We start from the raw sequence: 13272 nt of genomic DNA on the forward strand, positions 1-13272 counted from the left end.
GAGATCGCCGCCACCGTGCGTTTCCTCGCGTCCCCGGCCGCGGCATGGGCCTCGGGAACCATCGTCGACCTCAACGGCGCATCCCACCTGCGCACCTGACCCGAGGGTCCGGCCCCGGTGCGGTGGAAGTCGCACGCCGGGTCCGGCCAGAGGCACGGAGATCGGAAAATCCAGCACCTGTCCAGCACGGTAAAAATCAAGGGGCCTGCCTCCGAGGAGTCAGACCCCTATGACCTGTACGTATGCCAGGTCAGCGAAGCGGCGGCAGGTCACCCGCTACACGTTGAAGCGGAACTCCACCACGTCGCCGTCCTGCATCACGTAGTCCTTGCCCTCCATGCGCGCCTTGCCCCTGGCGCGGGCCTCGGCGACCGAGCCCGCTTCGACCAGGTCGGCGAAGGAGATGACCTCGGCCTTGATGAAGCCCTTCTGGAAGTCGGTGTGGATGACACCGGCGGCCTCGGGGGCGGTGGCGCCCTTCTTGATGGTCCAGGCGCGGGATTCCTTGGGGCCGGCCGTCAGGTAGGTCTGCAGGCCCAGGGTGCGGAAGCCGACGTGGGCGAGGGTGGCGAGGCCGGGCTCGTCCTGGCCGACGGACTGGAGGAGCTCCAGGGCCTCCTCCTCGTCCAGCTCGGCGAGGTCCGCCTCCAGCTTGGCGTTCAGGAAGATCGCCTCCGCGGGGGCGACCAGGGCGCGCTGCTCGTTCTTGAAGTCGTCGTCGGTCAGCTCGTCCTCGTCCACGTTGAAGACGTAGAGGAAGGGCTTGGTGGTGAGCAGGTGCAGGTCGTGCAGGAGCTCGGCGCGCTCGCTGCCCTGGACGATGCCGTGCGCGAAGAGCGTGTCGCCCTTCTCCAGGATCTCCTTGGCCTCCTCGACCGCCTTGACCTTGGGCGCGACGTCCTTCTTGATCCGCGACTCCTTCTGCAGGCGCGGCAGGACCTTCTCGATGGTCTGGAGGTCGGCGAGGATCAGCTCGGTGTTGATCGTCTCGATGTCGTCCTTCGGCGAGACCTTGCCGTCGACGTGCACGACGTTCTCGTCCTTGAAGGCGCGGATGACCTGGCAGATCGCGTCGGACTCGCGGATGTTCGCCAGGAACTTGTTGCCGAGCCCCTCGCCCTCGCTGGCACCGCGCACGATCCCGGCGATGTCGACGAAGTCGACCGTGGCCGGGAGGACGCGCTGGGAGCCGAAGATCTCGGCCAGCTTGGCCAGCCGTGCGTCGGGGACACCGACGACGCCGACGTTCGGCTCGATCGTGGCGAACGGGTAGTTGGCCGCCAGCACGTCGTTCTTGGTCAGGGCGTTGAACAGGGTCGACTTGCCGACATTCGGCAGGCCGACGATTCCGATCGTGAGCGACACGTTGCGACTTCCCGTACGTGAGGAGGGGGTGACGAGGACCCGCCGACTGGGCTGCGTGGGCCGATCCACCAGTCTACGGCGTGCCCGCCCGCGACCCGGCGACGTATCGAACGTCTGGCCAGACCTCGGTCCACGGCGTGTCTGAGCGGCCATTCGGCACATAAAACGACCTAAGTTGGTCCAATGGAGCACCCCAGGACGCGACCCACGCAGTACGGACCGCGACACGACACGCCGCCCAGGCCGTCCAAGCCGTCCAGGTCGCCCAGGCCGTCCGGGTCCCCGCTGCCTCCGCAGGCGGGGCGGGCGGCGGGCGGCGGTGTCGCGCGGTCCGCCAGGCCGGCCCGGCCCGCCCGTGCGCCGCAGCGCCGGCCGGTGCCCGCGCGGCGCCCCGCTCCCGCGCCGGCCGCCCGGCGGCTGCCCAACCCGCGGCTCACCGGACTGGGCGGGGGCCTGTTCTGCGGGCTGGTGATGCTCGTGCTCGGACTCCTGGTCGCCGTGGCGTTCGGGGCGTCCCAGACGGTGTACGGCGTGCTGTTCCTGCCGGTGTGCGTGCTGACCGCGGTCTGGGTCCGCGAAGGGGACCTGCTCACCGCGCCCGTCATCGTGCCGATCGCCTTCGCCGTGGGGCTGGTCCCGGTGGCCGACGACGGCGACGACGGGACCGGCGGCCGTCTGATGGGACTGGTGACGGGCCTCGCGACGCAGGCCGGCTGGCTGTACGGGGGGACGCTCGTCGCCGGGCTGATCGTGCTCGGCCGCAGGGCCCGCACGGTCCACCGGAGGACCGCGAGGGGCCGGCCGCAGGGGTGAGGCGCCAGGCGGCTGCGGACAGGCCCTCCCCGCCCCCGTACGCCCCGTACGCCTACACGCCCGTGGCCGCCCGCATCGCCGCCCCCACGATGCCCGCGTTGTTCTGCAGCTGCGCCGGGACGATCTCGGCCTTGATGCCCTCGATGTGGTGCAGGAACTTGTGGGACTTGCGGCTGACGCCGCCGCCGATGATGAACAGCTCCGGCGAGAACAGCATCTCCACGTGGGCCAGGTACGTCTGCACCCGGTGCGCCCACTCCTCCCACGACAGGTCGCGGTCCTCCTTGGCCTTGCTGGAGGCGCGCTTCTCCGCTTCGTGACCGTGCAGCTCCAGGTGGCCCAGCTCGGTGTTGGGGACGAGGACGCCGTCCACGAACAGGGCGCTGCCGATGCCGGTGCCGAAGGTCAGCAGGATGACGGTGCCCCTGCGGTGCCGCCCGGCGCCGAAGTGCATCTCGGCGACACCGGCCGCGTCCGCGTCGTTCACCACCGTCACCGGCAGGCCGCCCAGGCGGTCGCCGAGCAGCACGCGCGCGTCGGTGTCGATCCAGCTCTTGTCGACGTTGGCCGCCGTGCGGATCGTGGTGCCCTCGGTGACCACTCCGGGGAAGGTGATGCCGACCGGGCCGGTCCAGCCGAAGTGGTCGACGACCTCCTTGACGCCGTCCGCCACCGCGTCCGGTGTGGCGGGGTGCGGGGTGAGGACCTTGCAGCGCTCCTGCGCCAGGTCCCCCTCGTCCAGGTCGACCGGGGCACCCTTGATCCCGGATCCGCCGATGTCCACGCCGAAGATCTGCATGGCCCCACGTTACGACGGACGGGAGACCGTCACGGAGTCGACCACGGGTCCGGCCACGCATCGACCACCGTGGCCGCGACCGCCACCGTCGTGGTCACTCCCCGGAATCCGCACCGGATCCGCCGCGCTCGGCCACCAGGGCCGCCGCCTCCTCGCGCAGGTCGCGGCGCAGCTCCTTCGGGAGCGAGAAGGTGATGGACTCCTCGGCGGCCTTGACGATCTCGACGTCCTCGAAACCGCGCTGCGACAGCCACTCCAGCACCTGCTCCACCAGCACCTCCGGCACCGAGGCGCCCGAGGTGACGCCGACCGTGGTCACGCCCTCCAGCCAGGCCTCGTCGATCTCGTCGGCGAAGTCCACCAGGTACGCCGCGCGGGCGCCCGCGAGCTTGGCGACCTCCACCAGACGCTTGGAGTTGGAGGAGTTGCGCGAGCCGACCACGATCACCAGGTCCGCCTCGGCGCCCATCTGCTTGACCGCGAGCTGGCGGTTCTGCGTGGCGTAGCAGATGTCGTCGCTGGGCGGGGAGATCAGCTGGGGGAACTTCTCCTTGAGGGCGTCGACGGTCTCCATGGTCTCGTCGACGGAGAGGGTGGTCTGGGAGAGCCAGACGACCTTGGACGGGTCGCGGACCTCCACCTTGGCGACGTCCTCGGGGCCGTCGACGAGCTGGATGTGGTCGGGAGCCTCGCCGGAGGTGCCGATGACCTCCTCGTGGCCCTCGTGCCCGATCAGGAGGATGTCGTAGTCCTCGTTCGCGAAGCGGACCGCTTCCTTGTGGACCTTGGTGACCAGCGGGCAGGTCGCGTCGATGGTGGCGAGGCGGCCCTGCCGGGCCTCCTCGTGGACGACGGGCGCCACGCCGTGCGCGGAGAACATGACGATGTTGCCCGGGGGCACCTCCTCCGTCCGCTCGACGAAGACGGCGCCCTTCTTCTCCAGGGTCTGCACGACGTACTTGTTGTGCACGATCTCGTGCCGGACGTAGACGGGGGCCCCGTACTGCTCCAGGGCCTTCTCGACGGCGATCACGGCGCGGTCCACACCCGCGCAGTAGCCCCGGGGGGCGGCGAGCAGGACACGGCGGCCAGGCGAAGCGGTCATGCGTCCCATCGTAAGGGCCGCGCCCGGGGGGTTCGATCACGGTGCGTTGTCGGTGGGGCGCACTACCCTCGCGGCATGGCTGTCAACACGTCTGCGGAAGCGCCCCTGCCGGTCGGTGAGGTGTCGCGGCTCATCGGGGGGTGGATCGACCGGCTCGGCGCGGTGTGGGTCGAGGGGCAGATCACCCAGCTGTCGCGGCGGCCGGGCGCCGGGGTGGTGTTCCTGACGCTGCGGGACCCGTCGTACGACATCTCCGTGGGCGTGACCTGCTACCGGCAGGTGTTCGACGCCGTGGCCGACGTCGTGAGCGAGGGCGCGCGGGTGGTGGTGCACTGCAAGCCCGAGTGGTACGCCCCGCGCGGGCAGCTGTCGCTGCGGGCCGCCGAGATCAGGCCGGTGGGGGTCGGGGAGCTGCTCGCGCGGCTCGAGCAGCTGAAGAAGTCCCTCGCGCGGGAGGGGCTGTTCGCGCCGGAGCGGAAGAAGCCGCTGCCGTTCCTGCCCCAGCTGATCGGGCTGGTGTGCGGGCGCGCCTCGGCCGCCGAGCGGGACGTGCTGGAGAACGCCCGGCACCGCTGGCCCGCCGTCCGTTTCGAGGTGCGCAATGTCGCCGTGCAGGGGGTGCACGCGGTGCCGCAGGTCGTCCAGGCCGTGAAGGAGCTGGACGCGCTCGACGACGTGGACGTGATCATCGTGGCGCGCGGCGGCGGCAGCGTGGAGGACCTGCTGCCGTTCTCCGACGAGCAGCTGGTGCGGGCCGTCGCGTCCTGCCGTACGCCGGTGGTCTCCGCGATCGGGCACGAGCCGGACAACCCGCTGCTGGACCACGTGGCCGATCTGCGCGCCTCCACGCCGACCGACGCCGCCAAGAAGGTCGTGCCGGACGTGGGCGAGGAGTACGAGCGGGTGCGGATGCTGCGCGACCGCGCGCGGCGCTGCGTCCAGGCGCTGCTGGACCGGGAGGAGCGCGGGCTGGCCCATGCGCTGGCCCGGCCCTCGCTGCAGGACCCGCACCGGATGGTCGACGCCCGGGCCGAGGAGGTCACGGCGCTGCTCGAACGGGGGCGGCGCTCCCTGCGGCACCAGCTGGACCGGGCCGACTCCGAGCTGTCGCACACGCACGCGCGCGTGGTGGCGCTGTCCCCCGCCGCGACCCTGAAGCGCGGGTACGCCGTGCTCCAGCGGGCCGACGGGCACGCGGTGCGCGCTCCGGGCGAGGTGGAGGCCGGCGAGGCGTTGCGGGCGCGGGTGTCCGAGGGCGAGTTCACAGTTCGAGTCGATACGTGAAGGTGAAGGGTGAGCGCATGACCGGCAAGACGAAGCAGAAGGCAGCGTCCGAGGAGCTCGGGTACGAGCAGGCGCGGGACGAGCTGATCGAGGTCGTCCGGCGGCTGGAGGCGGGCGGTACGACGCTGGAGGAGTCCCTCGCGCTCTGGGAGCGGGGCGAGGAGCTGGCCAAAGTGTGCCGGCGCTGGCTGGACGGGGCGCGGGCGCGGCTGGACGCGGCGCTGGCGGAGGAGGCCGGGGCGGAGGGTGCCGGGGCGGAGGGTGCCGGGGAGGACGGGTAGACCCCTGTGAAGTGGATCACCACACCCCAGATTTAGTTGAGCATTGAACTTCATGCGCGTACGGTCGTTCCGTCAGCCGATCCGTGGCCCCCTCCACGGGACGCTCGGACCCGACGTACACGCAAGAAGGTTCACGCATGACTCTCGTACTTGACCCGGCCGCCCAGGACCTGCTGTTCCGCGAGGCGCGCACCGCGAACACGTTCACCGACGAGCCGGTGACCGACGAGCAGGTCCAGGCGATCTACGACCTCGTCAAGTACGGCCCGACCGCCTTCAACCAGTCCCCGCTGCGCGTCACGCTGGTCCGCTCCCCCGAGGCCCGCGAGCGTCTGGTCGCGCACCTGGCCGAGGGCAACCGGGCCAAGACGGCCGCCGCCCCGCTGGTCGCGATCCTCTCCGCCGACAACGAGTTCCACGAGGAGCTGCCGCAGCTCTTCCCGCACTTCCCGCAGGCCAAGGACGCCTTCTTCGGCGAGCGTCCGGTGCGCGAGAACTCCGCCCTGCTGAACGCCGCCCTCCAGGCCGCCTACTTCATCGTCGGCGTGCGCGCCGCCGGTCTGGCCGCCGGCCCGATGACCGGCTGCGACTTCGAGGGCATCCGCAAGGAGTTCCTGGACGACGACCACACCCCGCTGATGGTCGTCAACATCGGCCGCCCCGGCCCGGACGCCTGGTTCCCGCGCAGCCCGCGCCTGGCGTACGAGCAGGTCGTCACGACCGTCTGACCGAGCGGGCGCCGCGACCGGCGCGCACGCGACGCACACGCGACGGGGCCCCGGTGGATCGGCCGATCCACCGGGGCCCCGTCGCGTGCCGGGCGTGGTCACCCGGTCCGCAGCGCCTCGGCCATCTTCGTCAGCTGCCCGAACGACGCCGTGCCCGTCACCACCGTGGTCGAGCCCTCGGTGCCCTCGAGCACCAGGGCGTCGTAGTGACCGCCCTCGTACCGGGTCCAGGTCTTGCCGCCGATCTGCTGGGTGACCTCGGTCTCCTCCGCGCCCTGCGTCGCGTCCTCGATGAAGAGCTGCCGCTTCTGGGTGGACTGCTCGACCGCCGCGTACTCCCCGTCGGGGGTCTGGTAGCCGAGGTGCCAGGCGTCGCCCTCGTCGCCGCGGAAGCGGACGGAGGTGGGCTTCCACGCCTCGGGCAGGCCCTCGGGGGCGGCCACCGGGTAGGAGGCGGCCCGGCGGGCGGTGAGCAGGTCGACCCGGTAGTCCACCCGCTTGAGGTCGGGCGGACTGTCGTCGTGCGGGATGAACAGCCAGACGACACCCGCCACGAGTCCGATGAGGCCCAGGGACAGGACCATGTCCCGGGCCGTTTTCTGCATGCTGTTCGTTCCTGCCACGCCCCCTATCGTCGCAGGTACCCGGAGCGCTCATCCGTGGGGGCCCCTGCTCATTCTGTCTGTCTGGCGATAGAGTCGTGGCTCACACCCTCATCCGGCCGTCGTCGTACAGAAAGGTGCGCTCCGATGACCGAACACCATCACTTGCCGTCCGAACTCGATGTGCCCTCCGAGGCCCCCGACCGCAACCTCGCCCTGGAGCTCGTACGGGTCACCGAGGCCGCGGCGATGGCAGCCGGCCGCTGGGTCGGGCGCGGGGACAAGAACGGCGCCGACGGGGCCGCGGTGCGTGCCATGCGGACCCTCGTCTCCACCGTCTCGATGAACGGCGTCGTCGTCATCGGCGAGGGCGAGAAGGACGAGGCCCCGATGCTCTTCAACGGGGAGCGCGTGGGCGACGGGACCGGGCCGGAGTGCGACATCGCCGTCGACCCGATCGACGGCACCACGCTGACCGCCAAGGGCATGACGAACGCGATCGCGGTGCTGGCCGCCGCCGAGCGCGGCTCGATGTTCGACCCCTCGGCCGTGTTCTACATGGACAAGCTGGTCACCGGGCCGGAGGCCGCCGACTTCGTCGACATCAACGCGCCGGTGAACGTGAACATCCGCCGGGTCGCCAAGGCCAAGCGGGTCACCCCCGAGGACGTCACCGTGGTGATCCTGGACCGGCCGCGGCACGAGGGCATCATCAAGGAGATCCGGGAGACCGGCGCGCGCATCAAGCTGATCTCCGACGGCGACGTGGCCGGCTCGATCCTCGCCCTGCGCGAGGGCACCGGCATCGACCTGCTGCTCGGCGTCGGCGGCACCCCCGAGGGCATCATCTCGGCCTGCGCCGTGAAGTGCCTGGGCGGCACCATCCAGGGCAAGCTGTGGCCCAAGGACGACGAGGAGCGGCAGCGGGCCGTCGACGCCGGGCACGACCTGGACCGGGTGCTGACCACGGACGACCTGGTCTCCGGCGAGAACGTCTTCTTCGTGGCGACCGGCATCACCGACGGCGAGCTGCTGCGCGGGGTGCGCTACCGCTCCGAGACCGCCACGACCGACTCGATCGTGATGCGCTCCAAGTCGGGCACGGTCCGCCGGATCGACTCCGAGCACCGGCTGAGCAAGCTGCGTGCCTACAGCGCGATCGACTTCGACCGGGCCAAGTGACCCCGTCGGCCGCGCGGTGGCCCCGGGGCGGGACGACCCCCCGGTGACAGCAGGGCGCCCCCTGTGCGGAGGGGGCGCCCTGCTCGTGTCGGTGTCAGCCCGCCGCGGCTATGCGTCCCGCCGTGCGCGCCGTCTTCTTCAGCTCCATCTCGCGGCGCCGGCGCCGGGCCAGCACCACGCGGCGCTCGGCGGCGGTCAGGCCGCCCCAGACGCCGTAGGGCTCGGGCTGGAGCAGGGCGTGCTCACGGCATTCCACCATCACCGGACAGCGTGCGCAGACCCGCTTGGCGGCCTCCTCGCGGGAGAGCCGGGCGGCGGTGGGTTCCTTCGAGGGGGCGAAGAACAGCCCGGCCTCGTCGCGCCGGCACACCGCCTCGGTGTGCCAGGGGGCGTCCTGGTCCCTGTCCCGCGCTGCCACTCGCTGGGCCGGAACGGCAGCTACCTGCAGGGACGAATGCGGCGGTTGCAGCACGGTCTACTCCTGACGACGGCTTCGCGAGCGAGACACGATGCAGCAAGGCTTACCCGTTGTACGCGTGCCTATGCACTGAGTCCCGAACCGCCGCACCCGGCACCGGATTTCGGTACCGGACCCACCCCGCCCCCCTGGACGAACCGGCTCCGCTTCCGGCCGGTTCACGGGCGTCAACGGTCCGAACGCCTGCGCAAACCCTTCTCGACCGAGCGCTGCACCTTGTCGAGGATGTCCGCCACGAGCTTGCCGCGCCTGGGCCGCGCCTCGATGCTGCCCAGCACCGCCCAGCCGTCGACGTAGACGACCGGGGCCTCCGGATCGGCCGAGTCGAGCGTGTCCACCTCGAAGCTGCCCAGCACCCCGCCGCCCATGCCGCGCAGCGACACGTTCTCCGGGACGCGGATCTCGACGCTGCCGAAGACCGAGAACGCCTTGATCATCACCTGCTGGTGGTCGAAGAGCGCCTCGCTGAGGTCGATCTCGACGCTGCCGAAGACCGCGTACGCGTGGATCCGGCGGCCCGCGCGCCAACGGCCCTTGCGGACGGCGCTGCTGAAGACCGCGACCGCGTTGTCGTCGGGGTCCGCCGGGATCGCGCCGGCGGTGGGGCGGCTGGGCGCGGAGACATGGACCGCGCGCCGCTGGTGGGCGGCCGGGAGGTCCCGGATGAACACCTCGAGCTCCCCGACCGTCTTGGCTGCCAGCACACCCCCGACGCGCTCGGCGTGCTCCTCGGCGGTCAGACGGCCCTCCGCGAGGGCCTCGCGCAAGAGGTCGGCGACGCGGTCGCGGTCGGCGTCCGAGGCGCGCAGTTCGGCGGGGCGCGGGGCCGTGTCCGGCCGCTGGGCGTGCTTCTGAAGGTCCACGGCGCCAGCCTACCCAAACGCGATAGATCGCGACTACCCCCCGTCGGAGGCGACTGAGGACAACCTCACAGGCTCGCCGTCGGGAGCAGGTCCTACGCTGGTGACCGCCCGCCAACGGAGGCGGGCGGTCATCTGTCGAGTGAGGAATGGGCGAGATGCCTGAGTTCGAGTACGCCGATCTGCTCCCCATGGGGGAGGACACCACCCCCTACCGGCTGGTGACCTCCGAAGGTGTCTCCACCTTCGAGGCCGACGGGCGGACGTTCCTCAAGGTGGAACCCGAGGCGCTGCGCAAGCTCGCCGAGGAGGCCGTCCACGACATCCAGCACTACCTGCGCCCCGCGCACCTCGCCCAGCTGCGCCGCATCATCGACGACCCCGAGGCGTCGTCCAACGACAAGTTCGTCGCCCTGGACCTGCTGAAGAACGCGAACATCGCGGCGGCCGGCGTGCTGCCCATGTGCCAGGACACCGGCACCGCCATCGTCATGGGCAAGCGCGGCCAGAACGTGCTGACCGGGGGCCGTGACGAGGAGGCCCTGTCCCGGGGCATCTACGACGCGTACACCAAGCTCAACCTGCGCTACTCGCAGATGGCCCCGCTCACCATGTGGGAGGAGAAGAACACCGGCTCCAACCTCCCGGCCCAGATCGAGCTGTACGCGACCGACGGCGACGCCTACAAGTTCCTGTTCATGGCCAAGGGCGGCGGCTCGGCCAACAAGAGCTTCCTGTACCAGGAGACCAAGGCCGTCCTGAACGAGACCTCCATGATGAAGTTCCTGGAGGAGAAGATCCGTTCGCTCGGCACGGCCGCCTGCCCGCCGTACCACCTGGCGATCGTCGTCGGCGGCACCTCGGCCGAGTACGCGCTGAAGACCGCCAAGTACGCCTCCGCGCACTACCTGGACAACATGCCGACCGAGGGCTCGCCGCTCGGCCACGGCTTCCGGGACAAGGAGCTGGAGGAGAAGGTCTTCGAGCTGACGCAGAGGATCGGCATCGGCGCCCAGTTCGGCGGCAAGTACTTCTGCCACGACGTCCGCGTCGTCCGCCTGCCCCGGCACGGCGCGTCCTGCCCGGTCGCGATCGCCGTCTCCTGCTCCGCCGACCGCCAGGCCGTCGCGAAGATCACCGCCGAGGGCGTCTTCCTGGAGCAGCTGGAGAAGGACCCGGCGCGCTTCCTGCCGGAGACGACCGACGAGCAGCTGGAGTCGGAGGGCGACGTCGTCCGCATCGACCTCAACCAGCCGATGGACGCCATCCTCGCGGAGCTCACCAAGCACCCGGTGAAGACCCGCCTCTCGCTCACCGGCCCGCTGGTCGTGGCCCGCGACATCGCGCACGCCAAGATCAAGGAGCGGCTGGACGCGGGCGAGGAGATGCCGCAGTACCTCAAGGACCACCCGGTGTACTACGCCGGTCCGGCCAAGACCCCCGAGGGCTACGCCTCCGGCTCCTTCGGCCCGACCACGGCCGGCCGGATGGACTCCTACGTCGAGCAGTTCCAGGCGGCGGGCGGCTCCAAGGTCATGCTCGCCAAGGGCAACCGCAGCAAGCAGGTCACCGACGCCTGCGCCGCGCACGGCGGTTTCTACCTCGGCTCCATCGGCGGACCGGCGGCGCGCCTGGCCCAGGACTGCATCAAGAAGGTCGAGGTCCTCGAGTACGAGGAGCTGGGCATGGAGGCCGTCTGGAAGATCGAGGTCGAGGACTTCCCGGCGTTCGTCGTCGTCGACGACAAGGGCAACGACTTCTTCCAGGACCCGGCTCCGCAGCCGACGTTCACGAGCATTCCGGTGCGGGGGCCGGGGCTGGCGTGACCGGCTTCCCCCTTCGGCGAGCGGGCCGGTCCGGGTGTTCCCCGGGCCGGCCCGCCGCCGTCCCGGGTGCCGTCCGCCGCCGTCCGCCCGCTACCGTCCGCCGGGCCGGTACCGCGGCGCCGCCGCGATCAGGTCGTGGACGGGGAACTCCCCGGGGCGCGGTTCTCCTCGAGCCGGCGGAGGCCGCCGGGCCCGAACCGGTCGTGGGCGGTGTGCCCGGACCACCCCGGCGCGGGACGGCTCAGGCCGCCGTCGGCCGGCCGTCCGGATAGCGGACTTCGTGTTCTTTTTTTGGACAACCTGCCCGCACGGGCGCCGATTCCGTTGACCCCCTCAACCTTCACTGCGAACCTTCTCGCCACTCCGACATGCACATGCCACGTCATGTCATGCACGGCTCACCCCACAGCCACCTCCCGGAGGAGAAAAGGTGAAACGAAGATTCGCCGTGGCGAGCCTCTCCCTGTCCCTCGCCGTCGCGCTCGGCTGCGGAGCGCCTCCCGCCGTCGCCGCCGGCTCCACCGCCACCACGTCCGCGAGCGCCGCGCCCGACGTCGACGTGACCAAGGTGAGGGCGCACCTGAGCGAACTGAGCGCCATCGCCGGCCGCAACGGCGGCAACCGCCGCGCCACCGGCCAGGGCTACCGCGACTCCGTCGCCTACGTGAAGGGCAGGCTCCAGGCGGCCGGTTACACCGTCACCGAGCAGCCCTGCACCTCCGGCTGCACCAGCGGGGCCGGTCCCAACCTGATCGCCGAGTGGCCGCACGGCGACGCGAACAACGTGTACATGTTCGGCGCCCACCTCGACGGCGTCTCGGCGGGCCCCGGCATGAACGACAACGGCTCCGGATCGGCCGCGCTCCTTGAGACCGCCCTGACGCTGGCGCAGCAGAGCCCCGCCATGCGCGACCGGGTCCGCTTCGCCTGGTGGACCGACGAGGAGCAGGGCCTCAACGGCTCGGAGTTCTACGTCCGTTCGCTCTCCTCGGCCGAACGCTCCAGGATCCGGGCGTACTACAACTTCGACATGGTCGCCTCCACCAACGGCGGCTACTTCGTCAACCACATCACCTCGCCGGCCGCCGCGCCGCTGAAGGCGTACTGGGACTCGCTGGGCCTGCGGCCCGAGGAGAACACCGAGGGCGCCGGACGCAGCGACGACTACCCCTTCGCGCAGGCGGGCATACCGACCTCCGGCTACGCGATGGGCGCCGGTGCCCGCAAGACGTCCGCGCAGGCCGCCAAGTGGGGCGGCACGGCCGGCGCGTCCTACGACCCCTGCTACCACCGCTCCTGCGACACCCTCTCCAACATCAACACCACCGGCCTGGACCGCGCCGCCGACGGCATCGCCCACACCCTCTGGCAGCAGGCCGTGCAGACCGGCACCGGAAGCTGCGACACCGCCGGTGCCGTCGCCAACGGCGGTTTCGAGAGCGGCACCGCGCCGTGGACCGGGGACACCGGCGCCATCGGCGCCCACACGGGCCAGTCCGCCCGCACCGGCACCCGTTTCGCCTGGCTGGCCGGGTACGGCTCCACCCGCACCGAGACGATCGGCCAGACGGTGACCGTCCCGTCCGGGTGCGCCCGGGTGACGCTGGACTACTGGCTGCACATCGACACCGACGAGTCCGGCTCGACGCCGTACGACCGGTTCACGGTGAAGGCCGACGGCAGCACGCTCGCCACGCTGTCCAACGCCGACGCCCGCAGCGGATACGTGCAGCGCTCGGTCGATCTGACGGCGTACGCGGGCCGTCGGGTGACCGTGACGTTCACCGGCAGTGAGGACGCGTCCCTGCAGACGGGCTTCATGGTCGACGACGTGACCCTCCGGGGCACCTGACCACCGCGCTCCCCACCGGAACGCCCCGCCCCGCCGCCGCGCGCGGCGGGGCGGAGTCCGTTCCGCGTGTCCGCGCGGGATGCTGGCGACGGGGCGT

Annotated in this window: 13 protein-coding genes and 1 pseudogene; 8 read left to right on the forward strand and 6 right to left on the reverse strand. The window is 71.3% G+C overall.

Annotated features, from left to right (window positions below):
• Positions 1-99, forward strand: a pseudogene (locus RIM90_RS12980) (3-oxoacyl-ACP reductase); the annotation flags it as partial.
• 177 nt (positions 100-276) lie between these two features.
• On the opposite strand, the gene ychF reads toward RIM90_RS12980, so the two are convergent.
• Positions 277-1365, reverse strand: coding sequence for a redox-regulated ATPase YchF (gene ychF, locus RIM90_RS12985; protein WP_309060819.1), 1089 nt, complete (start codon positions 1363-1365; stop codon positions 277-279).
• 183 nt (positions 1366-1548) lie between these two features.
• Here ychF and RIM90_RS12990 point away from each other — a divergent pair, with 183 nt between their 5' ends.
• Complete coding sequence (locus RIM90_RS12990) at positions 1549-2178, forward strand: DUF6542 domain-containing protein (RefSeq protein ID WP_309060820.1); 630 nt, start codon at positions 1549-1551, stop codon at positions 2176-2178.
• Between the two features lie 52 nt (positions 2179-2230).
• Here the strand turns inward: RIM90_RS12990 and ppgK are convergent, their stop codons facing one another.
• Together ppgK and RIM90_RS13000 are read right to left on the reverse strand one after the other, a co-directional pair.
• Entirely contained in the window at positions 2231-2977 is a 747-nt protein-coding gene (gene ppgK, locus RIM90_RS12995; protein WP_309060821.1) for a polyphosphate--glucose phosphotransferase, read from the reverse strand.
• Positions 2978-3071: 94 nt separating this feature from the next.
• Entirely contained in the window at positions 3072-4091 is a 1020-nt protein-coding gene (locus RIM90_RS13000; RefSeq protein ID WP_309060822.1) for a 4-hydroxy-3-methylbut-2-enyl diphosphate reductase, read from the reverse strand.
• Between the two features lie 66 nt (positions 4092-4157).
• Between RIM90_RS13000 and xseA the strand changes: the two genes are divergently transcribed.
• The 3 genes from xseA to RIM90_RS13015 all read left to right on the forward strand — a co-directional run bounded on the left by xseA (position 4158) and on the right by RIM90_RS13015 (position 6375).
• Positions 4158-5366, forward strand: a complete 1209-nt coding sequence (gene xseA, locus RIM90_RS13005) for an exodeoxyribonuclease VII large subunit (protein ID WP_309060823.1) — start codon at positions 4158-4160, stop codon at positions 5364-5366.
• Positions 5367-5383: 17 nt separating this feature from the next.
• Complete coding sequence (locus tag RIM90_RS13010) at positions 5384-5647, forward strand: exodeoxyribonuclease VII small subunit (RefSeq protein WP_309060824.1); 264 nt, start codon at positions 5384-5386, stop codon at positions 5645-5647.
• Between the two features lie 137 nt (positions 5648-5784).
• Positions 5785-6375: a malonic semialdehyde reductase gene (locus RIM90_RS13015; protein WP_309060825.1), complete on the forward strand. Its 591-nt coding sequence runs from the start codon at positions 5785-5787 to the stop codon at positions 6373-6375.
• Between the two features lie 98 nt (positions 6376-6473).
• On the opposite strand, the gene RIM90_RS13020 is transcribed toward RIM90_RS13015, so the two are convergent.
• Entirely contained in the window at positions 6474-6980 is a 507-nt protein-coding gene (locus tag RIM90_RS13020; RefSeq protein ID WP_309060826.1) for a DUF4245 domain-containing protein, read from the reverse strand.
• 144 nt (positions 6981-7124) lie between these two features.
• Between RIM90_RS13020 and glpX the strand changes: the two genes are divergently transcribed.
• Positions 7125-8159 carry a class II fructose-bisphosphatase gene (gene glpX, locus RIM90_RS13025; RefSeq protein ID WP_184818008.1) on the forward strand — a complete coding sequence of 345 codons (1035 nt, stop codon included), beginning with the start codon at positions 7125-7127 and terminating at the stop codon, positions 8157-8159.
• A 94-nt stretch (positions 8160-8253) separates the two neighbouring features.
• Here glpX and RIM90_RS13030 read toward each other — a convergent pair whose 3' ends face one another.
• Complete coding sequence (locus RIM90_RS13030) at positions 8254-8631, reverse strand: WhiB family transcriptional regulator (RefSeq protein ID WP_309060827.1); 378 nt, start codon at positions 8629-8631, stop codon at positions 8254-8256.
• Between the two features lie 173 nt (positions 8632-8804).
• On the reverse strand, positions 8805-9500 hold the full coding sequence (locus RIM90_RS13035; RefSeq protein WP_309060828.1) for a DUF1707 domain-containing protein: 696 nt from the start codon (positions 9498-9500) through the stop codon (positions 8805-8807).
• A 146-nt stretch (positions 9501-9646) separates the two neighbouring features.
• On the opposite strand from RIM90_RS13035, the gene RIM90_RS13040 reads away from it, so the two are divergent.
• A complete protein-coding gene (locus tag RIM90_RS13040) occupies positions 9647-11323 on the forward strand; it encodes a fumarate hydratase (protein ID WP_309060829.1) in 1677 nt (558 codons plus the stop codon).
• Positions 11324-11753: 430 nt separating this feature from the next.
• A complete protein-coding gene (locus tag RIM90_RS13045; RefSeq protein WP_309060830.1) occupies positions 11754-13175 on the forward strand; it encodes a M20/M25/M40 family metallo-hydrolase in 1422 nt (473 codons plus the stop codon).
• Positions 13176-13272: the final 97 nt, after the last annotated feature.

The organism is Streptomyces sp. (genome assembly GCF_031181555.1).
Taxonomy (GTDB): domain Bacteria; phylum Actinomycetota; class Actinomycetes; order Streptomycetales; family Streptomycetaceae; genus Streptomyces; species Streptomyces fimbriatus.